Origin of the sequence: Methylomusa anaerophila, from assembly GCF_003966895.1 — a bacterium.
GTDB lineage: Bacteria > Bacillota > Negativicutes > Sporomusales > Sporomusaceae > Methylomusa > Methylomusa anaerophila.
Map to the genome: position 1 here is coordinate 2,829,128 of NZ_AP018449.1, position 23,547 is coordinate 2,852,674.

The 23,547-nt window shown below is 48.8% G+C and carries 16 protein-coding genes, 2 pseudogenes and 1 riboswitch; of the genes and pseudogenes, 12 read left to right on the forward strand and 6 right to left on the reverse strand.

Going from position 1 to position 23,547, the window contains the following annotated elements; genetic code table 11:
• Nucleotides 1–14: 14 nt before the first annotated feature.
• Nucleotides 15–932 (reverse strand): homoserine O-acetyltransferase MetA, encoded by a 918-nt coding sequence (metA, locus tag MAMMFC1_RS12770; protein WP_126308871.1) that lies wholly within the window; start codon nt 930–932, stop codon nt 15–17.
• Nucleotides 933–1,001: 69 nt separating this feature from the next.
• Nucleotides 1,002–1,104: riboswitch (SAM riboswitch) on the reverse strand.
• A gap of 332 nt (nt 1,105–1,436) precedes the next feature.
• Here metA and MAMMFC1_RS21505 point away from each other — a divergent pair.
• From MAMMFC1_RS21505 to MAMMFC1_RS12780, 3 genes are all read left to right on the forward strand, one after another.
• Nucleotides 1,437–1,574, forward strand: coding sequence for a hypothetical protein (locus MAMMFC1_RS21505; RefSeq protein WP_158618657.1), 138 nt, complete (start codon nt 1,437–1,439; stop codon nt 1,572–1,574).
• A gap of 317 nt (nt 1,575–1,891) precedes the next feature.
• A complete protein-coding gene (locus MAMMFC1_RS12775; RefSeq protein ID WP_126308872.1) occupies nt 1,892–12,655 on the forward strand; it encodes a two-partner secretion domain-containing protein in 10,764 nt (3,587 codons plus the stop codon).
• A gap of 36 nt (nt 12,656–12,691) precedes the next feature.
• Nucleotides 12,692–13,195: a hypothetical protein gene (locus MAMMFC1_RS12780; protein WP_126308873.1), complete on the forward strand. Its 504-nt coding sequence runs from the start codon at nt 12,692–12,694 to the stop codon at nt 13,193–13,195.
• Here MAMMFC1_RS12780 and MAMMFC1_RS22390 read toward each other — a convergent pair.
• Nucleotides 13,185–13,418 carry a hypothetical protein gene (locus MAMMFC1_RS22390; protein WP_232035442.1) on the reverse strand — a complete coding sequence of 78 codons (234 nt, stop codon included), beginning with the start codon at nt 13,416–13,418 and terminating at the stop codon, nt 13,185–13,187. The two genes, MAMMFC1_RS12780 and MAMMFC1_RS22390, sit on opposite strands and share 11 nt — an antisense overlap.
• Between MAMMFC1_RS22390 and MAMMFC1_RS12785 the strand changes: the two genes are divergently transcribed.
• The 3 genes from MAMMFC1_RS12785 (at nt 13,404) to MAMMFC1_RS12795 (ending at nt 16,083) form a co-directional block, all read left to right on the forward strand.
• A complete protein-coding gene (locus MAMMFC1_RS12785) occupies nt 13,404–15,245 on the forward strand; it encodes a hemagglutinin repeat-containing protein (protein ID WP_232035443.1) in 1,842 nt (613 codons plus the stop codon). The two genes, MAMMFC1_RS22390 and MAMMFC1_RS12785, sit on opposite strands and share 15 nt — an antisense overlap.
• Nucleotides 15,242–15,604 carry a hypothetical protein gene (locus tag MAMMFC1_RS12790; RefSeq protein WP_126307170.1) on the forward strand — a complete coding sequence of 121 codons (363 nt, stop codon included), beginning with the start codon at nt 15,242–15,244 and terminating at the stop codon, nt 15,602–15,604. Before MAMMFC1_RS12785 ends, MAMMFC1_RS12790 begins: the two co-directional genes overlap by 4 nt.
• Before the next feature lie 155 nt (nt 15,605–15,759).
• Nucleotides 15,760–16,083, forward strand: a complete 324-nt coding sequence (locus tag MAMMFC1_RS12795) for a hypothetical protein (RefSeq protein ID WP_126308875.1) — start codon at nt 15,760–15,762, stop codon at nt 16,081–16,083.
• 875 nt (nt 16,084–16,958) lie between these two features.
• Here the strand turns inward: MAMMFC1_RS12795 and MAMMFC1_RS22395 are convergent.
• Complete coding sequence (locus MAMMFC1_RS22395; protein ID WP_232035444.1) at nt 16,959–17,132, reverse strand: hypothetical protein; 174 nt, start codon at nt 17,130–17,132, stop codon at nt 16,959–16,961.
• A 6-nt stretch (nt 17,133–17,138) separates the two neighbouring features.
• Between MAMMFC1_RS22395 and MAMMFC1_RS12800 the strand changes: the two genes are divergently transcribed.
• Nucleotides 17,139–18,866: a hemagglutinin repeat-containing protein gene (locus tag MAMMFC1_RS12800; protein ID WP_232035445.1), complete on the forward strand. Its 1,728-nt coding sequence runs from the start codon at nt 17,139–17,141 to the stop codon at nt 18,864–18,866.
• 36 nt (nt 18,867–18,902) lie between these two features.
• On the opposite strand, the gene MAMMFC1_RS12805 is transcribed toward MAMMFC1_RS12800, so the two are convergent.
• On the reverse strand, nt 18,903–19,574 hold the full coding sequence (locus tag MAMMFC1_RS12805) for an IS630 family transposase (RefSeq protein WP_126305635.1): 672 nt from the start codon (nt 19,572–19,574) through the stop codon (nt 18,903–18,905).
• Nucleotides 19,575–19,584: 10 nt separating this feature from the next.
• Nucleotides 19,585–20,052: a helix-turn-helix domain-containing protein gene (locus MAMMFC1_RS12810; protein ID WP_126305634.1), complete on the reverse strand. Its 468-nt coding sequence runs from the start codon at nt 20,050–20,052 to the stop codon at nt 19,585–19,587.
• A 182-nt stretch (nt 20,053–20,234) separates the two neighbouring features.
• On the opposite strand from MAMMFC1_RS12810, the gene MAMMFC1_RS21510 reads away from it, so the two are divergent.
• The 3 genes and pseudogenes from MAMMFC1_RS21510 to MAMMFC1_RS12815 all read left to right on the forward strand — a co-directional run bounded on the left by MAMMFC1_RS21510 (nt 20,235) and on the right by MAMMFC1_RS12815 (nt 20,991).
• Nucleotides 20,235–20,393, forward strand: coding sequence for a hypothetical protein (locus MAMMFC1_RS21510; RefSeq protein ID WP_158618759.1), 159 nt, complete (start codon nt 20,235–20,237; stop codon nt 20,391–20,393).
• A gap of 30 nt (nt 20,394–20,423) precedes the next feature.
• A pseudogene (locus tag MAMMFC1_RS22935) lies at nt 20,424–20,705 on the forward strand (hypothetical protein); the annotation flags it as partial.
• 1 nt (nt 20,706) lies between these two features.
• On the forward strand, nt 20,707–20,991 hold the full coding sequence (locus MAMMFC1_RS12815) for an immunity 53 family protein (RefSeq protein ID WP_197723815.1): 285 nt from the start codon (nt 20,707–20,709) through the stop codon (nt 20,989–20,991).
• A gap of 115 nt (nt 20,992–21,106) precedes the next feature.
• Here the strand turns inward: MAMMFC1_RS12815 and MAMMFC1_RS22940 are convergent.
• Nucleotides 21,107–21,419: pseudogene (locus MAMMFC1_RS22940) on the reverse strand (transposase); the annotation flags it as partial.
• Between the two features lie 454 nt (nt 21,420–21,873).
• Here MAMMFC1_RS22940 and MAMMFC1_RS12825 point away from each other — a divergent pair.
• Both MAMMFC1_RS12825 and MAMMFC1_RS12830 read left to right on the forward strand, forming a co-directional pair.
• Nucleotides 21,874–22,913 (forward strand): IS630 family transposase gene (locus tag MAMMFC1_RS12825; protein WP_126308630.1). Its coding sequence is split into 2 segments (ribosomal slippage): nt 21,874–22,369 and nt 22,369–22,913, totalling 1,041 coding nucleotides; the frame shifts between segments, so codons are not numbered across the junction.
• 224 nt (nt 22,914–23,137) lie between these two features.
• Complete coding sequence (locus MAMMFC1_RS12830; RefSeq protein ID WP_158618760.1) at nt 23,138–23,446, forward strand: DUF3846 domain-containing protein; 309 nt, start codon at nt 23,138–23,140, stop codon at nt 23,444–23,446.
• Nucleotides 23,447–23,547 lie beyond the last annotated feature (101 nt).

Here is a 23,547-nt window from a genome sequence, read left to right on the forward strand (position 1 = left end):
CTGTGGGGTATTTCTTACAGGCGGGATAGATCGAAGGGAGTCTCCTGATAGACGTAATAATTGAGCCAGTTGGAAAAGAGCAGGTTGGCAGTGCTGCGCCATATGACAACCGGCGTTTGCGCGGGGTCATCGTTGGGGTAGTAGTTGCAGGGGACGTGAATGGGCAGTCCCTGGGCAACATCACGGTCATACTCGGCTTTGAGGGTAAGGGGGTCGTATTCGGAATGACCGGTGATGAAAATTTGCCTGCCTTTCCGGTCGGCTACGGCGTAAACCCCGGCCATAGCCGATTGGGCGAGTATACGTACGGCGGGGACTTTTTCGATGTCTTCCCGTCTGATCTCAGTATGTCTGGAATGGGGTACATAGAAGATATCGTCAAGACCGCGAAATAGTTTCTCCTCTTCAATAACACATTTTTGGTGAGGAAAAATACCGAACATTTTTTGCGGCAGATCATGCTTGGGAATGCCGTAGTGATAGTACAGGCCGGCCTGGGCCCCCCAGCATATATGGAAGGTTGAGTAAACATGGGTTTTGCTCCATTCCATAATCTTGCAGAGTTCATCCCAGTAAGCTACCTTCTCAAAAGGCATTTGCTCAACCGGCGCGCCGGTAATGATCATACCGTCATACTTTTTGGATTTCACAGCGTCAAATGTTTCGTAAAATTTAATCAGGTGTTCCTGGGGAGTGTTCGTGGGCGAATAAGTGGCAGTATATATAAAATCGACATCCACTTGTAAAGGGGAGTTGCCTAATAGACGCAACAACTGGGTTTCAGTAGTAATTTTCGTAGGCATAAGATTTAACAATAGTATTTTAAGCGGGCGGATATCTTGGGAATATGCCCGGTTTTCATACATGACAAAAATGTTTTCGCCTTCCAGGATGTTAGTAGCAGGCAGGTTGTTAGGAATTTTTATCGGCATTTTTTGTCCTCCTTTTTTGTGGCAACAACAAAGGCCTCTTTCCGAGGAAAGAGGCCTTAACGCGCTTTCCTCTTATCTGTCAGGATTTCTCCTGCTGGAATTAGCACCACTGCAGTTGCCTGCCGGTTGCCGGGTGTCATCAGGCCAGTCCCTCGACCACTCTGGATAAGAGATTTATTCACTTGAATGTGATTTTAGCATGGAAAACATTGAGTGTCAATAACCATTACAGTGAGGTTGTGTTCATTCTGTGATAATGTCACCTTGTTCTATCTTTGGTTTCGGACTGTCCCCTGACTCATTTAGCTGGACCTGCCGCAGTTTCAAATTTAATACAAATTTAACATTTATATGTGCTAAACTGGACGAAAGTCCTATAGAAACAGGATTAAAACTTTGGTACTATAAATAAAGTGATATTAGGATAATATTGGAATACCTGTTATAAACAACGAATTCATGCATAATACGCTAAAATTCATTATAATTGCCAGGGAGGCGAGCATGAACAAGCAAGGATGCTGTGATGCAATCACCAGAATTTTAAAATCAAATAAGGCCAGGATGGCCCTGGCGGCAATCATCCTATTTTCTGTCACCGCTAGGCCAAAGAAATCGACCCTGCCGACAAGGAAGAACTGAAACGGCGTTCCCAAGCGGAAGCCTTGGAACGACAACATAGGGGACAGGAGAAAGACGTATTTCTACAACAGCAGTCGCCGGCTGAGAAAACAACCGTTTTACCCCGAGGAACCCAGTTTCCTCATCAACGACCTTGTCCTCGAAGGAGACAAGGTCGATCACTTTCCGTGGGCCAAAAACATCCTCAAGCCATATCGCGGCCAAGTCAAGAACGGCAGCTATGACGTCTTCGCCGGCCGGCTACAAAACCGAAAATCTTACCTTTGGCTTACCCTTACCTATCCAATGTGATCACGAAAAATGAGAGGTGAAAAACAATGCTTTGCCTGCGAACCAATAATCAAACCACCACCCAACGGCGCCAAAGCCTAAAAAAATGGCTGATCTGGCTCACCGCCATCCTGCAGCTGTGCCAGCCAACCCTGGCCGGCGCCAGCGCCATCGTCGACAAAAGCGCGCCGGGAAGCAACCGGCCCTACGTAGAATTCACCGCCAACGGCCTGCCAGTCGTGCAAATCACCACCCCGTCAGCGGCCGGCGTATCCCGCAACATCTTTCAGCAATTCGACGTCTTTTCCCAGGGACTCATCCTAAACAACTCCCGCGACATAGTAAGTACCCAACTGGCCGGCTATATCGCCGGCAACCCTTTTCTCCTCAAAGGATCAGCCCGAATTATCTTAAGCGAAGTCAGCGGGCCCCAAGCCAGCCATCTGAACGGCTATACCGAAATCGCCGGCCAAAAAGCCGAATTCATTCTGGCCAACCCTAACGGCATCTTTGTAAATGGAGCCGGTTTTATCAACACCAGCCACGCCACCCTCACCACCGGCGCCCCGGTATTCGGCGGCGACGGCAGCCTAAGCGCCTTCCGGGTAAGCGGCGGCCAAATCAGCATAGACGGCGCCGGACTCAACGGCGGCGACACCGACCGGGTGGACCTCATCAGCCGGGCGGTAACCGCCAATGCCGGTATCTGGACCAACGAACTCAACGTCGTCACCGGTGCCAATGAAGTAAAATATAACTCGTTAACCGCAGCCAACATTACCCCTGACAGCAACAAACCCGCCGTAGCCATAGACGTAGGCGCCTTAGGCGGCATGTACGCCAACAAAATCTACCTTGTCGGCACCGAACAAGGGGTAGGGGTGAACAGCCAGGGAATAATTTCGGCAATCACCGGCGACCTAACCGTCACCGGTGAAGGCAAAGTCACCCTTGCCGGCAACACAACCGCCGGGGAAAATATCTATATTTCCGCGCAAGGCGGCCTCGATACCCAGGACCTAGTATACGCCGCAAAAAGCGCCAACCTTACCACCCCGGCCGGACTCACCAACGCCGGACTCATCGCCGCCGGAGAGCACACCACCCTTACCGCAGCTGCCGTTGACTCAACCGGCACAATCGGCGCCGGCATAAATAGCGACGGAACCATCGCCCCAAACGGCGACATCAACATCACAACAACCGGCAGCACAAAAGCCGGCGGGCAGAACACAGCCGCCGGTAATCTAACCATTCGGGCCGCAGCCGTCGACCTAAGCGGCGCCAACACCTACGCCGGTCAAAACATAAACCTCACAGCCCGGACGGGGGACATTGCCAACACCGGCGGGACAATACAAGCCATGGGCAGCCTTAACGCCAAAGCTAACGGAACACTCAGCAACGACCAAAACCCCGTCGGGACCAAAGGACAGCTCCAGGCCGACCAAATCACCATAACCGCCGGATCCGTCAGCAACATGGGCGGCGTAATCAGCCAAACCGGAACAAAAACCACCCTGATAACAGCTCAAGGCACGATCAACAACTCCCGGGGAGAAATTGGGACTCACGGCGACAAACTGACAATAGAGGCCGCAGAACTAAATAACACTACAGGGAAAATCATCCATGCCGGTGGACAAGAATTAACCATCCGGACAAGCGGCGACACGATAAACACCAGCGGACAAATCGGCGCCAACGGCGCCAACCTGACAATCGAAGCTCAAAACCTCATCAACACCAAAGGGTCAATCGTCCATGCCGGCGCCCAAAACCTAACACTCAAGACGGCAGGAGACACCCTCAACACCGGGGGACAAATTGACACAAACGGACAACTTACCCTCACCGCCCAAAACCTTGACAACTCCAGCGGCCAAATCAACAGCCAAAAAGACATGGACATCCGCCTCGGTTCCGGTCTAATCAATGAAACCGGTGTCATTCGCGGCGGCAGCGCGGTAAAAATAGCGGCTGCCGACACCGTCCACAACCGGCGGGGAACCATCGAGGCCGGCCAGGGACTGAATATAAGAGCCCGATCCCTGCAAAATGAAAACGGTCGGGTGGCCAACCTGGATAGCGGCCTGTTGACCATCACCGTCCGTCAGGACATCAACAATCAAGGCGGCCAAATCGGTAGCAACGGAAAGGCCGAGCTCACAGCCAATACAGTCAACAATCAAAGCGGCACCCTCACCGCCCAAAACAACCTAACCATCCGGGTAGGGGCAAAACTGGACAGTAATGAGGCCAGCACCATCGCCGCCGGCGGCGACCTGACCATCAACAGCGGCGGCGCCATCAACCTGGCCGGCTCAACCACCGCCAATCAAAACATCACCCTCACCGCCCAAGGCGACATTCATAACCAAGGTACCGTCTACGCCGGCCGAGATGCAACCCTTGCCGCCCAAGGCGCCCTCACCAATACCGGCACCCTTGCCGCCCAAAACAACATAACCATCAATGTAGGGGAAAGACTGGACAGTAATGAGGCCAGCACCATCGCTGCCGGCGGCGCCCTTGCCATCAACAGCGGCGGCGTCATCAACCTGGCCGGCGCGACCACCGCCAATCAAAACATCACCCTCGCCGCCCAAGGCGATATAAATAACCAAGGTACCGTCTATGCCGGCCAAGATGCTGCCATTGGCGCCGGCGGCGCCCTCACCAATACCGGCGCCATCACCGCCGGCGGCAACACCGGCATTACGGCCAACACCGTATCCTCCAGCGGTACCCTTGGGGCAGGCGTTACCCGTGAAGGTAAACTTGGCGGCAGTGGCAATCTCACGGTGGTTGCCCAAGACACCCTCACCGCCACCGGCCAAAACCTAGCCGCCGGCAATATGCTCCTGCAAGGAACAGCTATTAACCTGACCGGGGCCGTGAACCAGGCAGGAGGCAGTGCCGCCCTTCGCGCCACAACAGGAGACATCACCCATACGGGCGCAAGCCTGGATGTGGGCGACAAGCTTGACATCAGCGCTGCCAAGACCTTTAATAATGACAAAAATGCCGGGGGAACCGCCGGACAAATCCAGGCGGGTCAAGTAACCATCACCGCCGCCAACATAGCCAACCGAGGCGGCAGCATCCTGCAGATCGGCAGCGAAGAAGCCGCCATAACCGCAGCCCATACCCTCGACAACAGCGGCGGTAAAATTGCCGCCAATGGCGCCGCCAAGATAAAAGTCGGCGAACTTATCAACCAGGGAGGCAGCATCCAAACCTCCGGGCTTGATAATAACAATCTGGTCCTTGATGCCCGCGGCAGCATCAACAACAGCCTATATAACGGACAGGCGGGAATCATCAGTGCCGGCGGCAGCACAACCATAACCGCCGACAGCCTCAACAACAGCCAGGGACAAATTACCGCCGGTCAAACCTTAAGCGCAACAGTTACCCAAGACATCACCAATACGCAAGGACTACTGGCGGCCAACCAAAACGCCGCCGTCAGCGCCGGCCGGATCCACAACACCCAGGGCACCATCGCCGCCGTACAGGGGCAAGCCGACGTCACCGCGGCCACCGGTATTCTTGATAACACGGCAGGGCGGGTGGAAGCCCAAAAGGAAACCCGCATCTTCGCCATTGGCTTAAACAACACAGAAGGTGTCATCCTCGGCGGCAGCCTGGACGTCAACACCAATAACCAACGGACTGACAACACGCGCGGCAGTATCGCCGCCGCCGGCCCGGCCACCATCCGCAGCGGCATCTTTATCAACGAAGCCGGCCTGGTTCAGGCAGCAGGCGATCTCATCCTCGACACCGGCGGGCAAACCCTTGCCAACACCAATTCCGGCGCCACCGGCGGTATCATTGGCCGCGGCAGCGTCAACCTGCTCACCGGCAGCCTTACCAACCAGGCCGGCTACATTTACGGCGAAAATACACTTACAGTAAAAAGCGCCGACATCAACAATAGCCAGGGCGGTCTGCTGACCAGCGCCGGGGCAATGGACATCACCGCCGCCTCGCTAAACAACCAGGGCGGACAAATCCAGGCGGGTCAAGTAACCATAACCGCCGCCGACATAGCCAACCGAGGCGGCAGCATCCTGCAGACCGGCAGCGAAGAAGCCGCCATAACCGCAGCCCATACCCTCGACAACAGCGGCGGCAAGATTGCCGCCAATGGCGCCGCCAAGATAAAAGTCGGCGAACTTATCAACCAGGGAGGCAGCATCCAAACCTCCGGGCTTGATAATAACAATCTGGTCCTTGATGCCCGCGGCAGCATCAACAACAGCCTATATAACGGACAGGCGGGAATCATCAGTGCCGGCGGCAGCACAACCATAACCGCCGACAGCCTCAACAACAGCCAGGGACAAATTACCGCCGGTCAAACCTTAAGCGCAACGGTTACCCAAGACATCACCAATACGCAAGGACTACTGGCGGCCAACCAAAACGTCGCCGTCAGCGCCGGCCGGATCCACAACACCCAGGGTACCATCGCCGCCGTACAGGGGCAAGCCGACGTCACCGCAACCACCGGTATTCTTGATAACACGGCAGGGCGGGTGGAAGCCCAAAAGGAAACCCGCATCTTCGCCATTGGCTTAAACAACACAGAAGGTGTCATCCTCGGCGGCAGCCTGGACGTCAACACCAATAACCAACGGACTGACAACACGCGCGGCAGTATCGCCGCCGCCGGCCCGGCCACCATCCGCAGCGGCATCTTTATCAACGAAGCCGGCCTGGTTCAGGCAGCAGGCGATCTCATCCTCGACACCGGCGGGCAAACCCTTGCCAACACCAATTCCGGCGCCACCGGCGGTATCATTGGCCGCGGCAGCGTCAACCTGCTCACCGGCAGCCTTACCAACCAGGCCGGCTACATTTACGGCGAAAATACACTTACAGTAAAAAGCGCCGACATCAACAATAGCCAGGGCGGTCTGCTGACCAGCGCCGGGGCAATGGACATCACCGCCGCCTCGCTAAACAACCAGGGCGGACAAATCCAGGCCCTGGGCAATGTAGGCATCCAACTCGGCGGCACATTCCGCAATGCGCAAAGCCTGGTGCGGGCCGGTCAAACCCTCACCATCCGCGCCGCCGCCATCGACAACACCAATACCCAGGAGACAAACCAGGGGATCGAAGGCCGGTCGGTAAATCTTACCGCCGCCCAAATCGACAACAGCCAGGGCGCCATCCGGGCCAACGAAACCTTGACCCTGACCGGCAGCGGTCAGATCAACAACAGCCAGGGCTTGGTCTCTGCCGGAAAAACCCTTACCCTGCAAGATGCCAACCTGGACAACAAGACCCTGCAGATCAACAACAGCGGCGGAACATTGATCGCCGGGCAGCAACTCAATATCAACAGCGCCGGCCTCACAGGCGACGGCAAAATCGTAAGCCAGGGCGATCTTACCATTAAACTCACCCAAGACTATACCCACACCGGTGAACTGGAAGCCAACGGCGACCTCAAACTGGAAACCGCCGGCGCCTTCACCAACAAAACAGCCCTTCAAGCCGGGAACAGCCTTACCGTCATCGCCGGCAGCATCGACAACACCGTAGACGGTCAAATCAGCGGCAAAAACACCGCCGTTGCCGCCGATACCCTTACCAACCGGGGACTCATTGACGGCGGCACAACCCTGATCGAGGCAGGAACCCTCAACAATCTGGGAACCGGCCGTATCTACGGCGACCAACTGGCCATTGAGGCCAATACCCTCACCAACGATGTGGAAAATGGCACGGCGCCCGCCATCGCCGCCCGCAATCGCCTGGATATAGGCGCCCAGACCCTTGTTAACCGGGAACACGCCCTCATCTACAGTGACGGCGACATGGCTGTCGGGGGCAGCCTGGCGGCAGACAAAACAGCAACCGGCCAGGCAGCCGTAGTCAACAACAACAGCGCCACCATAGAAGCCCGGGGCAATCTCAGCCTCTTTAGCCATGAAATCAACAACACCAACGAACACTTCAGCACCGTCATAGAAAAAACCCAGGAACAACAAATGGAAGAATACCAAGGTAGCGGATCTCCTAACCGCTACCTTGCCGGCACCCCCGGCGTCTACATCTATAACGACGAATCCGACCATCTCCAAACTCCCGCAGGCGGATTTGAGAGCTGGCTGGCCTACCGTTACACCCGGACGACAATGGAAAGCAAAGTAGAAACCTCCGACCCCGGTCAAATCTTATCCGGCGGCGCCATGCAAATCATCGCCGACACCGTCACCAACGACAAGAGCAAAATCATCGCCGGCGGCACCATAAGCGGCAGCATTGGCGCCTTAAACAACATCGGCTTCGAGGGACAGCGCATCACTACCGACAGCGGCACCGTCACCTCCTACTGGCGCAACCACCGCCGCGGCCGCGATGATACCGGCAGCAGTTCAACCGGGTATAACCCGCCAGACGTGATTCAGAATATCACACTGGCGGAAGGGGAGTATCAAGAAAACGCGGCCCCATCACTAGACAGCGCCAAACCAGGCGACCGATCAAGCGGCAGCGTCCAGCAAACGGCAGCCGGAGCAAATCCTGCCGGTGTCGCCACTAACGGCGGCGCTGCCGTCACCGCCGGCGTCACTGCCGTCGCAGCCGGCGCCACAGCCGGCACCGCAGTCGTCACACCCGGCGGCGCTGCCGTCCTACCCGGCGTCCAGGTTACGACCCCTACCGGCAAAATCATCCGCACGGGCGGAGTTAACATCCAGCTAGCCAACAACAGCCTCTTTACAATCAACAAAAACCCCAACAACAACTTCCTGTTCGGGGTAGACCCCCAATTCGCCAACAACCAGCAATGGCTTTCCTCCGAATACCTGCTCAACAACCTTTCCTTCCAACGCGGCGACCCGCCCCCACGGTTAGGCGACGGTTTCTATGAACAAAAAATGATCCAGCAACAAGTAACACAACTCACCGGCAGGCGTTTCCTCAAAGACTTCACCAACGACCAGGACCAGTACCAAGCCCTGCTGAACAACGCCTTAGCCTATGCCCAAGACCACCAATTGACCGTTGGCACACCCCTCACCGAAGACCAGATGGCCGAACTGACAAGCGACCTGGTCTGGCTGGTGGAAAAAGACGTGATCCTGCCGGACGGCCAAACAACGCGGGCGCTGGTACCCCAACTCTACGTGTGCGCCCTCAAAGAAGGCGACCTAGCTGCCTCAGGAGCTTTGCTCTCCGGCTATGACGTAAAGCTCAACCTCAGCGGCGACCTCACCAACAGCGGCGGCATCGCCGGCAACAACCTGGTCGCTCTGACCGCCGAAAACATCCGCAACCTCGGCGGCAGCATCCGGGGCAACAACCTGGACCTGCAAGCCCGAACCGACCTTGACAACATCGGCGGGCGGCTGGAAGCCGTCAGCAGCCTTACCGCCCAGGCCGGCAGAGACCTCAATCTCGTCACCACCACCACGGCCGCGGCCAACGACAACGGCAGCCGCACCGTCATCGACCGAATCGCCGGCCTCTACGTCACCGGCAGCAACGGGCTGCTCCTGGCCAGCGCCCAACGCAACGTCAACCTCACCGCCGCCGAAATCAACAACAGCGGCACCGACAGCCAAACCACCCTTGCCGCCGGGCAGGACCTCAACCTCGGCACCGTCGGGCAAAGCGGCAGCAACCGCCTGGTCTGGGATGGCAACAACCGGCGCAGCGACAGCTTCAGCAGCGAAACCGGCACCACCATCCAAACCCAGGGCAGCACCGAACTGCAAGCCGGCAATGACCTCAACGCCAGAGCCGCCTACCTGGACAGCCAAGGCCCCCTCACCCTCACCGCCGGCCGCGACGTCAACCTGACAGCAGGCCAGAGCAGCGACAATGTGGAGGAAAACCATCAGCACAAAGGCACCAGCGGCTTCTTCTCCAGCACCACCTACACCACCCACGACCAAGTTCAGGAAACCCTAAGCCAGGGCACCACCCTTTCGGCCGACAGCATCAGTGTCCAAACCGGCCGGGACATCAACATCAGCGGCAGCAACGTAGCCGCCACCCATGACGTAACCCTGCAGGCCGGCAACGACATTACCCTTACCGCCGCCCAACAAACCTCCCAGGAAGAACACATGCGCCAGCAAAAAACCTCCGGCCTCTTCAGCAGCGGCGGCCTCGGCTTCACCATCGGCAGCAAAAGCGAAAAAACCACCCTCGATCAACAAACCATGGAGCAAGCCGGCAGCACCATCGGCTCCATCGACGGCAACGTCAACCTCATTGCCGGCAACCAAGTCAACAGCGCCGGGACTACAATTATCAGCGGCCAGGACACCAACATCAGCGGCAAAAATGTCACCATCGACAACACAGTAAACACCTACGACAGCCAGTACAAATACGAATTCAAGCAAAGCGGCCTGAGTGTATCCTTAGGCGGCGGCGTAATCGATGCTGCCACGGGTGCTTATAACGACATCCAGCGCTCGGGTCAGGTACAGGATGACCGGCTTAAAACGCTGTATGAGTACAAAGCCGTTAAAGATCTTGAGAAACTGAAGGACTTCAAAGGCAACCTGACAAAAGGAGTGGGTGTCAACGTCAGCATTGGCAGCACAACAATCACATCCGAGCAAAACACCCATGTGGAAAGCGTCAACCCATCCAACATCAGCGCCGGCGGCAACGTCAACATCACCGCCACCGACGGTAATGTCAACCTCAAAGGGACCAAAATCACTGCGACTGAGGTCACCTTGGACGCCGAAAACGACATCAACCTCGACGCCGCCCAAAACCAACAACAGATTGATGGCAAAACCAGCTCCTCCTCCTGGTCTTTAGGCGGCACCATCGGTGTAGGCTACTCCGGTAGCTTCGGCAGCAGTAGCGGCAAAAAAAACGGCAACGCTGTGACCAATACCGGCAGCGTCATTGATGCCAGCGGCACAGTAACCCTAAAATCCGGCAACGACACCAACATCACCGGTTCCCAGGTAATAGGCGAAAAAGTAAAAGCCGACATCGGCGGCAACCTCAACATCGCCAGCCTGCAGGACAGTGATGACTACGCGGCGAACAATCAAAGCATCGGCTTTGGTTTCGGCACCGGCAAGATCAGCGGGACAACGGGCTCCTTCAATACCGGCAAGACCAACTCCAACTATGACAGTGTCACTGGTCAGGCAGGGATTTTTGCCGGGGCGGAAGGCTTTGATATCTACGTGGAGAAAAATACCGACCTGAAGGGTGCGGTGATTAGCAGCGAGGCTACGCCGGATAAGAATAAGCTCAGTACCGATACGCTGACATTCTCCAATCTGGAGAATAGAGCGAAGTATCTATCAAGTAGTATTGGAGTTAATTACAACAGCAAGCTTACTCCAGGGATGAAATTGGGTGATTTGGGTCTAACTCCCAATATTGGCGTTACTGTTAGTGGTAATGCAGATAGTACCACAAAATCGGCTATATCGCCTGGAACTATTGAAGTTAGGAGCAATCCTAATGCCGATCTGTCCAATCTCAGCCGTGATCCGAGCGGTGCATTAAATGCGTTAGGCAAGATTTTTGATAAGAAAACAGTACAAGAGAAGCAAGAATTAGCAAATCTATTTGTTCAAGAAGCCTCTACCGCCATTGGCGATTTAGCAGATGCACAACTGAAAAAAGCAATTAATGATGCAGCTAAATATAAAGATACAAATCCAGCGGCATATAATGAAGCCTTACAACAAATTGCCTTATGGAAAGAAGGCGGAACAAACAAGGTATTGTTAGATACTTTGATGGGTGGTATTATAGCCAGCATTGGCGGTGGAAATATTGGCGCGGGTGCGCTTAGCGGTGGATTAAATGGATTGCTCCAAGGAGAATTATCAAAGATTACAGATCCCGCAGCGCGTCAATGGGCAAGCTTGATACTTGGAGCAGCAGCATCAAAGATAGTCGGCGGAGATGCTTTTACAGGCGGTAGCATAGCTAGTGGCGATACGAAGTATAACTCGCTAGATCATAGTGAGCAAATACAGTTCGCAGCAGATTTAACACTGGCATTTGTTGGTAAGGGCAAAACAACCGAAGAAGTAAAGAACAATGTTAAAGACGTGATTCAAAAATGGATAAATATAGATGCTGAAACAAATCCGAACCTAAAAGATACTGATCCACCAACTATATCGTTATTAAAAGCTGCTGCAGATGTACTAGGTCTAGGAGATACTTGGAAATTCGATAGTAATGAAAGTTTGACTAATAATTTAAATGCCTTCAAGCAGGCTCTGGATTTTCAGAAAAAAATTATTTTTGAATTTAAAGTTGGGGACTATGGTATCAGGATTATAGACGACAGAGATGATCAACAGAAAAAAGCCTATGCCCTTACAGAAGAATGGGCTCGTGGTTTAATATCTATGGGTTTCTTTGTTGGTAGTGGCGGTAAGGCAAAAGATATAGTTATTGGCGCAGCTAGAGCTGAAGAAGTAGCCACAGGAGCTAAAGTATTTTGGTCAGGTGGAGACGCTGCAAAGAATATAGCGGCATCTTGGGCAAAAGCAGGTGGTGCAACAACACTTGAAATGACGCCGGAAGGCATTGCACTGGCAGAAAAAACAAAAGAAATGCCTTGGTCACAGGCAAAGCCTCTTTGGGAGGAACTATCTAGAGACTTTGCAAAATCAGCTAGTGGCGAAGTACATGTATTCCAGAAAGCAGAAGGAGTTAGCTTGCAAAGCATATGGGGAACTGTTGAGTATAAAGAATTGATGGCAAATCCTAATGTTACAAAATTTACTTTTCACGTACTAATGGGTGATGGCTCTATACGGGCGTTTACAATTGCTAAATAACTGTTATTTAATTCGAACGCAAAGGGATGGGAATCTATGAGTGTTGATGTTAGCAAAAAGTATTTTCTCATGAGTTTTAAATTTGATAAATGTAAGCCAGAAGATTTTGGGTTAACTGTTGTGTCTCAAGAAGCTCCGGAGACTTATGTTGATTCAAATGAAAACTCACGTTGGGTTAAAAAGGAGATGTATGATTTTGGATGGGGAAATGAATGTGGTTTTATGAGAATTCCGCAACTAGAGTTTGAAGATCTTTGGGAATTACTCATAAACTCAAGTATTCAAGAAAATAAATATGGTGCTGCATACATAATTGAGAAAGAATATGCATGCAAATTGATGAATCATCTATTAGACATTTTAAATAAGTCTGACTTTACTTACATCAGTTCATTCAAAGAAGCGGCTGAAATACTTAATTTAAAGCAAGTCAGAAATAGGTGTGAAACTATTGGCAAAACGTATCAGGAAGTTGAAAATGATTACAATAACTGGAAGTATATCGCTAACAAGGTTTTAGAATTGATATCTAATAAGTAAAGAGACGATAATGCGACAGGGGACGGATATTCCCTGTCGTATCGGGAAAATCAATATGAGTCAAGGGACGGTTCGTTGACTCAAAGCCATCTGTGGCTACCAAACTTACCAGGACCTTAAACAAATCGGTAAACAATTTAAAGACGGTTTCACTGCCAAAGACCTGAGCACAGGTACCGGTGTTAGCGTCAGCATCGGCAGCAGCCAAATGACCGCCGAACAAACAACCCACGCCGAAACCGTCAACCCGTCCAACATCAACGCCGGCGGCAACGTCAACATCACCGCCACCGACGGGGATATCAACCTGATAGCGACAAACATCCATGCCATCGACGTCCTGCTCGACGCCAAGCAAAACCTCAACCTCGACGCCGCCCAAAACCAACAACAGATCGACGGCAAAACCAGCTCCTCCTCCTGGTCCTTGGGAGCATCCTTCGGCCTTGACGGCAACTTTACCGGCCTGACCGGCGGCTTCGGCTCCGGCCACGGCACGGAAAACGGCAACACGGTAACCCATACCGGCAGCGTCATCGACGCCGCCGGCACCGTAACCCTCAAATCCGGCAACGACACCAACATTATCGGTTCCCAGGTCAAAGGCGACAAAGTTGTGGCCGACATCGGCGGCAACCTCAACCTCGCCAGCACGCAGGACAGTGATGACTACGCGGCGAACAATCAAAGCACCGGCATTGGTTTCGGCACCGGCAAGATCAGCGGTACAACGGGCTCCTTCAATACCGGCAAGACCAACTCCAACTATGACAGTGTCACCGGTCAGGCAGGGATTTTTGCCGGGGCGGAAGGCTTTGATATTTATGTGGGGAAGAATACCGACCTGAAGGGTGCGGTCATTGCGAGTGATGCTACGCCGGATAAGAATAAGCTGAGTACCGATACACTGACTTACTCGGATATTCAAAATAAGGCAGAGTATAGCGCAAGCAGTGTTGGAGTTGGCTACGCTGCAGGCAAAGACGCCAATGGCAAAGATGTTGCCGATAAAGACAAAGGATTAATACCCAATATTGGGGTAACAGCCAGCGGAGAAGCCTCCAGTACCACAAAATCGGCTATTTCTCTGGGAACTATTGATATTCGCAGCAATCCCACCCAGGATATCTCTAATCTAAACCGCACACCGGAAGGCTCCATAAATGCGCTAGGTAAGATTTTTGACAAACAGACTGTTAAAGAACAACAAGAATTGGCAAATTTATTTGGCCAAGAAGCATTTAAGGCTATTGGTAATCTTGGATTAACTGAAGGTAGTCCTGAAAAAGTGTTTCTTGATGCGTTTGCTGGCGGACTAATGGCTCAACTTGGCGGAGGAAGTTTTGCTTCTGGCGCTGCTGGTGCAGGATTTAATCAACTTGTTCAGCTGGAATTAGCTAAGATTACAGATCCTGCATTACATCAATGGGCTAGTGCGGTTGTAGGTATCGCAGCCGCTAGTGTTGTTGGCGGTAATGCACAGACCGGAGCAAGTACGGCGGTTAGTGAGACAAGGAATAATTGGTTCTGGGGTGCACATGTACTTGCAAGGACAGCTGCAATTTCAGCATTTAGATATTTATCTAGTACACCTGCAGGAAGGGCGGCACTTCAAAAATTAGAAATTTATTCAGAAGAAGCGTTGATTGCCAGTGAAGAAATGATGGCAAAAGTTGTGAATGAAGCGAATGCACTCATGACACGTTTTGGAATACCTGGGCGTGTTCAATCCCGTATTAACTTAATAACTGGAGATTTGGAGGCTGGATGGGAACATGTATTATCCAGACATTTTAATACTTCGGTTAATGCTTCTCAATTTACTGTAGCACCAGAGGAACTGCAAGGCATTCTTCAAAGTGAACAAGTCATTGGGACTCCTATACTTAGAATAGTGTTAAGTGATCAAGGTCCTAGATTCTTACGAGAAGTAACCTTAGATAAAATAATAGGGATTGATAAATTTTCTAATCTACCGACTTCAGTTATGACTGTATTAACCGATTTACAAGGTAATTTGGTAACAGCTACACCGGGAGTGATAAAATGAAGCTCATTGGAAGCCTAATAGAACAAAACGCTAGGGCAATCATGGCTATTACGCATGATTCTTTGTTTAAGGGACATAACCCCAGGTTGTTTAATGTACTAAAAACTTTATTTCCAGAATTGAAAACTGTATATTTTCTTGCGCATACACCTGAACAAGGCGAAGACATTTATGTGCTTCTTGTTGATGCAACTCATGTCGTTTCAGTTGAATTAGACCGTTATGACGAAAATGTCGAACCTATAGTACGAATAAGATCGCTCAAAGAGTATAAGCGAAAGCTAAGTAAAACGAAACAAATTGAATTAGCCGTTGCTATGGATTTATCTCAAAAAGATTTATCATCAAGTTCGAGTTAGGCTGCAGTTAACAGTGTAAATAACGTTTTTGTTGGTTAATTAAATGTCATGAATAGAGGTCAGCGGACATAAAATCCGCTGACCTCAATGACTTATTGAATATTAAACAATACAAATCCATAAAAGGAAAATGATATTGAGATGGAGGTAATTACGTGCTTATTTGGAGAGGATATGGGTTTACAGTTCCGTTGATTGTTTTATCCGTATGTTTGGTATTGCAATATTCTTTAGATGCGATGTTTTATAAAGGATATTATACTTTCAGTAAATGGCCAGTATCGGTTGCGTTGTTCATTGCTGCCATACCAGTCTGGTTTTTGGGGAAGAAAATCAACGAAAATGCTGAACGAATTTTACTTGACCCTAAAACAAACCAGGAGGTAAAAATAGTAAATACTCACAGCCTATTTTGGCTTCGAATGGAATATTGGGCACCTATTTTAGTAGTAATTGGTATAATAAATTTTGTGCATTAAGAAGAGAGGTCAACGGACGTAAAAATCCGCTGACCTCTCTCTTTCTCTCAGGTGTCGTCTGGTGAACAAACAACAACTGGATAATATTACCTATTGATAATCCCTGAAAATTAAATCTGGTGAATCAGAAGGACTTAGACTCATTACTGCCACAAAACGGACAACTATCTCCATAGCCATTACCGGAGCAGTTGCCACAATACGTACTACCACAATCCTTACATTTCATCAATGCTCCAAAACAAGGTGCATCTGAACTACAATTTGGACATTTCCTCACGTTATCATACATCAATAAAACCTCCTTAAAAATAATAATTTTAATATATCACCTAGCGGTGATGACGAAAATGGAGTTTTCGTCGCAGAGGTTCTTTTCATGTAATTTATCATAAATCCAGTAAAATCAATATCTCATTGAATCTGACCTTAAATAATAATCAAATATGCATCAGTTAATCATCAGAGTTAGTTTTGTGACCTCTGATGATTTTTTATTAACGGGTACAATAAAATATATTACCGGTGAAAATCATCCAACAGAGATCACCCGATAAATTTATGACAAACATCTGTCACATGTCACGTTTCACGGATAAAAAAATATTTTATAAAAATCACCAAAATGATGTTACACTTTCCCAGTTTTGTAATATTTAAATATTAAATTTAAAAAACGGAAAAACATATATTAATAGTTACACCAGCCGCCAATATATAAGGATTTTAAATAATCACAGTAGTTCCCAAAACATAAAAGGAACTAATAAAGTATCCAGTTCCTTCATAGTTCTCTTGTAGTTCCTCAGTTGTTCCACTTATTTTATAGAGAAACTTTGTCTTCAAAATTCATGGAACCACAAAATAATAATTATTTACGCACCACAATACAAGCAGAGCCATATTTCATGAAGAGTCAGGGGACGGTTCCGTGACTCTATGAAATTAGCAACATAGTTGGCACCAACGATGTCGGTCTTACCGCCACCGACGGCAACATCAACATCACCGCCGCCGATGAAACCGGCAGCGACGAACACTACCGCCAAGAAAAAATGTCAGGCCTCTTCAGCAGCGGCGGCCTCGGCTTCACCATCGGCAGCAAAAGCGAAAAAACCACCCTCGATCAACAAACCATGGAGCAAGCCGGCAGCACCATCGGCTCCATCGAAGGCAACGTCAACCTCATTGCCGGCAACCAAGTCAACAGCGCCGGGACTACAATTATCAGCGGCCAGGACACCAACATCAGCGGCAAAAACGTCACCATCGACAATACAGTAAACACCTACGACAGCCAGTACAAATACGAATTCAAGCAAAGCGGCCTGAGTGTATCCTTAGGCGGCGGCGTAATCGATGCTGCCACGGGTGCTTATAACGACATCCAGCGCTCGGGTCAGGTACAGGATGACCGGCTTAAAACGCTGTATGAGTACAAAGCCGTTAAAGATCTTGAGAAACTGAAGGACTTCAAAGGCAACCTGACAAAAGGAGTGGGTGTCAACGTCAGCATTGGCAGCACAACAATCACATCCGAGCAAAACACCCATGTGGAAAGCGTCAACCCATCCAACATCAGCGCCGGCGGCAACGTCAACATCACCGCCACCGACGGGGATATCAACCTCAAGGGAACCAAGATTACCGCGACGGATGTCACCCTGGACGCCAAAAACGACATCAACCTGGACGCCGCCCAAAACCAACAACAGATCGACGGCAAAACCAGCTCCTCCTCCTGGTCCTTGGGAGCATCCTTCGGCCTTGACGGCAACTTTACCGGCCTGACCGGCGGCTTCGGCTCCGGCCGCGGCACGGAAAACGGCAACACGGTAACCCATACCGGCAGCGTCATTGACGCCGCCGGCACCGTAACCCTCAAATCCGGCAACGACACCAACATTATTGGTTCACAAGTAAAAGGCGACAAAGTTGTGGCCAACATCGGCGGCAACCTCAACCTCGCCAGCCTGCAGGACAGCGACGACTACACGGCGAACAATCAAAGTACTGGCATTGGTTTCGGCACCGGCAAGATCAGCGGTACAACCGGCTCCTTCAATACCGGCAAAACCAACTCCAACTATGACAGTGTCACTGGTCAGGCAGGGATCTTCGCCGGGGCGGAAGGCTTTGATATTTATGTGGGGAAGAATACCGACCTGAAAGGCGCGGTGATTGCTAGTGAGGCGGAGGCAGTAAAGAATGCCCTCTCGACAGGTACGCTGACCTTCGCCAATATGGAGAACAGAGCAAAGTATTCGTCAAGCAGCATTGGTGTCAACTACAACGCAGGTAAAGACGCCAATGGTAAGTCTGTAGCCAAAAAAGATCAGGGATTGACTCCTAACATTAGTGTTACAGCCAGTGGGGATGCCTCAAGTACAACCCAATCAGCTATATCACCAGGAACTATCGAAGTTAGGAGCAATCCTAATCAGGATTTGAGCGGATTAAGTCGTGACCCGGAAGGAGCCGTCAATGCATTAGGTAAGATCTTTGATAAAAAGACGGTCCAGGAGAAACAGGAATTAGCGCAAGTATTTGGTGAAGTAGCTTATCAAAAAATCGGGGATTTAGCAATACAAAATGGTTGGGTCCAGGGTGGTTCAGAAACTGCTGCGTTGCATGCTTTAGTTGGCGGCATAATGTCACAAATGGGCGGTGGTACTTTTGCTTCAGGAGCAGTTGGAGCAGGGGTTAGTGAAGCAGTACAAAGTGAACTATCAAAAATTACGGACCCTGCATTACGTCAGTGGGCTAGTGTATCGACACGTTGATATTTATAGTAAACATCAACGAGGGGAAACGTAATATTACTGTTGTTGGATCTCAAATTTGGGATACAAAGATATAAGTTTTATTCTGGCATTATCCAGTCTAAAATGCCAGTTAACTCTCGATACTTTCTGGTTGCGTTCATTTTTCCAGCACTGCAACTCTTCCTTTAAACGGGATATAGTATCAATCCTTCGGGAAAGGCACTGTCTGGTCATAACATTCAGCTCAATTTCTGCTATGTTAAGCCAGCTTCCATGTTTGGGTGTGTAATGCAGTTCTAAGCGTTTTATAATTCTTCGAGCTTCTTGCGGCGCAAAGACTTTATAAAGGGACGCTGGCCTATGTGTGTTCAGGTTGTCCATTACCAGAACGATTTTATCCATATCGGGATACATGACATCCACAAGATATTTGATTTCTTCCGCCCAGTCTGCAGCAGTACGCCGTTCGCGTACACTGACATGTCTTGTACCACTAAGAGGTTCCGTGAAGACAAATATACTGCAGGTTCCTTCCCTTACGTATTCCGAATCTATCTTTTGAGAAGCACCGGGACGCATTGGCAGCGGTTTTCGTTCATCTCCCAGAAGCTGGTAAGGTTTTTCATCCATGCAGACAACGGGACGCATTGGATTATAGGGTGTTTCATATACCTCTAGAATGTCTTCCATGCAGGCTACGAATTCGGCGTTTTCTTTTGGTGGGATACACCAGTACTCATTGAGGTGAGGCTGAAGTTCGTTTTTTTAAAGTGCGACGGATGGCTTCCCGGCTTACAGGTGTATCAAGCACAACTCGTGATTTTTCTTCGAGCAGACGGAGAGTCCAGCGCACATGTCCGTCCGGTGCAGGCCCACAGGCAAGTTCAATGATTTTTGCTTCTGCGCGTCCGTCTACAAGGCGTCTGGCCTGATCGGAATTTACATTTCTCTTCAACTTCACAATAGCAGGGATGCCACCGGAAGCATATGTTTTTAGTGTATTATGAACGGTTGCGATACAGACACCATTGGATTTTGCACACTGTTCATGGGTCAGAACTTTGCCATGAGCTTCATCCAGATCAATGAGAATTTGACATCTAGAGCGAATAGTATGAGAGGTATTTTTCTTTCGAAGGAGTGATTGTAACTCCTTTAATTCAGAATCCGTCAGGATAACAATATATTTTTTAGGTCTAGCCATAGTTTCACCGCCGTTTTCTTTTAGCGTAACATAAAGCGGGATTATAAGCTAGCACTCTTGTTTAAATATCAATATGTCACTACACTAGTGCTATTGTTGGTGCAGCAGCGTCTAGTACAGTTGGCGATGCGCAGACGGGTGCAAGTACGGCAGCTAGTGGAACAAAAAATAATGACGAGAATGTGCACGAAGTAACCATAAATGGAGTAACTTATCTAGCTGCAGGAATTTCTGTTATTTTAATTAACGGACAGAAAAGTTTAGTTGATGATACTGGTAAAGCGATAGCATGGTTTTCTGAGGCAGGAACATGGATAGCTAATGAGGCAAGCAGTGCATAGAACGATTTTGTTCTCTGGGCAAAAAGGGGTTCTAATAATCTGGGGTATGATGAGAATGCTTCAGGGCCTCACACTACTTATAAGCGAGATCCAGTTACAGGAGAGGTAACGAATTACAGAAGTTGGGATGAGGCAGACCCTCGTAATCCAAATCCATTTGAACCTGGAATAGGTTATGACGGACAAGGAAAATCGCACTATAACAAAGAAACTGGTGAATGGGTAGATACACCTCATGTTCATGACCCGGATGCTCCTGGTGGGGTTAGAAAACCTAATCCTGAAGAGATTCCGGGGGGAGGAGATGAATAATATGAGTTTAAAATGGCTAGAAACTTGGTATAAAAATCATTGCGATGGTTCGTGGGAACATTTATATGGAATAAAAATTGATACATTAGATAATCCTGGATGGAGAATCCATATTAACTTGTTTGATACTGAGGTTGAAAATAAGGATTTCAAACCAGTAAAAATTGAACGGACAGAGAGTGACTGGGTACATTGTACTGTTAAAAATTATATTTTTCAAGGAGCAGGAGGACCGGAAAATCTAGAAGAAATCTTAGAAGTTTTTAAGATTTGGGTAACTCATTAGAACATAACAAAGAGGTCAGTGGACGTAAAAATTGAAGTGCTCCCTGTCAAGTAGACAGTAGAAAAAATAAAAGCTCTATGATGCCAACTTTGCGTAAAAGTTGGCATCACCTTTTTTATGCAGTTGTATGACTCCGATAGCGTCTGTACTCTAACGGTGTCATGCAATTGGAGTCGTTTTTGATATCGGTGATTATTATAGTACTCTATATATTCACTGACCGCAGTTTCCAGCTCATCGTACGAACTGAACTTTTTGAGATAATACATCTCTGATTTCATCATTCCCCAGAATGCTTCCATGGGACCGTTGTCTATGCATCTTGATACCCTAGACATACTTTGTGTCATTCCGGCATCAACAAGCTTTTTATGAAAGGCCTTACTTGTATATTGAAATCCCCTGTCACTATGAAAGAGGGGAGTTGCATCAGGATATTCTTTATGAGCTATGTCAAAGGTCTTAGTGAGTCGGGGGACGGTTCGTTGACTCAAAGCCCTCTACGGCTACCAAACCTACCAGGATCTTAACCAAATCGGTAAACAATTTAAAGACGGTTTCACCGCCAAAGACCTGAGCAAAGGTATCGGTGTCAGCATCAGAGGTAGAGTCGAGGGACGGTTCTGTGACTCTATTCGCTATTGTCCCGGCAAAGAATATAATATCTGCCTCGGCGACTTAAAAACCCGAGGGAACGACAGTATGCGTCAAAAACTTATCAGCAAAGTGAAAAGAGAATCGAGTCTATCGATCCATCAAATTGCTAATTTTTTGGAAATATATAAAATCTAAAAAAGATTTACATTAGGGACTATTTTCTTTTGGTTAAATGTGGTATTTTTAAAATATACTTATTCTTTAACCAAAGGAGCAGGGTTACACATGGAATCCTTAGATAATCGTCTAATTGCAGTAAATCATGCAATGAAGAATTGTAAAAACCGACGCCTGTTTGAGCGCTACCAAACCATAAAACTTTACTTGGAAGGTTATGATGTTCCTCAGATCGCCAAAATCACCGGTCGTTGTTTGAAAACAGTCTACAATTTTCTCAACGCCTATCAGACCGGTGGCCTTAAGGCCCTTGCAATGAACTTCTCTCCCGGCAGACCCTCTTTTCTTACCAAGGAACAAAAACAAGAAATTCTTGATGTCCTGATCCATAAAAGACCCGAGGATGTAGGTTTTCCGGCAGAGATGAACTGGACAGGACCCATCCTTAGAGAATGGATAATTCGCACCTTTAATGTAGAATATTCTCGAAGTGGAACCAATGTATTATTGCACGAACTGGGCTTTACCTGTACTCGTCCAACCTATACTCTTGCTCATGCTGACCCAATTCAACAAGAAGAATTCAAAAAAAATGGGAAACCCTGAGAGCCGATCTTTTGCATGACAAAGTTGATCGTATTTTGTTTCAGGATGAATCTATGATTCGGGATTATCAGGCTATCGCCCGTACTTGGTTTCCAAAAGGGCAGCAACGCATTATCCCAACTTACGGTAAGCATCAAGGTATTAAACTTTTAGGCACGCTTGACTATGAAAGCGGCGAAATCTTTGTAATCGAAAGTGACCGTTATGATGCCGAGGTCTTTTTGTCCTTTCTACAGCAGATCCTTTTGAAGTATCCAGGGGAAAGAATTGTAATCATTCTCGATAATGCCAGAATTCATCATGCCAATCTCTTACAGCCATTCTTAAAGAGTAACAAGGATCGTCTTACCCTTGTTTTTTTGCCGCCTTACAGTCCCAATCTTAATCTAATTGAAGAATTCTGGGGCTGGCTCAAGCATTCTTGTATCTACAACGTTTTTTATCACTCAACCAATGAAATTCGCCAAAGGATTCAAAGGTTTGTCGCTCAAATCAATCAAATGCCTTTAAAGGTCATTGATAGGTTGTGTTGTTCTTTGTAAATCTTTAATAGATTGTATATAGATAGAAACATAGTTGGAATACTATAGCTGTTTTAGCTGCAGAATGTTTAAATTTGTATTATTTTCGAATTTTTAGGGTAAAAAAGATGATTTTTTATGTTCTTTTTAGCTGAACGAAAGTCTAGAATGTAAATTGTGTGTACTTAATGTATACCTAATATAAATGTGTAATATCCAATTGGATGGGAGGAGATACTGTCGGAATGCGTTACATTAATGATGATATTCTAGTAGCAGTCAAGAAACCTTCAAAATTACCCGTTTTACAATACATTCCTAATGATACCAGATCTATACAGGATATCGTTGGCGATCCCATGAAATATATTAATTTTCAGAATGATATAATGATTGTAGCTTATAACAATGAAGGAAAGCCGCGAGATCTTCCTGTTAATTTCGAATACAATAATGATGTAATAGTAGGTACTTGCTTCTTTGTCGGCAATATTGGCGGATTTTCTTCACTTACCGAAGAACAAATTGGGACAGTCTTGAATAAATTTGGATAATAAAGAGGAATATTGGCAGAAATGGTTAGCAAACAGAGAAAGTACAGGGAAATTAAATTTCATGCCGACAAAATAAGCGGGAGTCCATAAAGCTGGATATC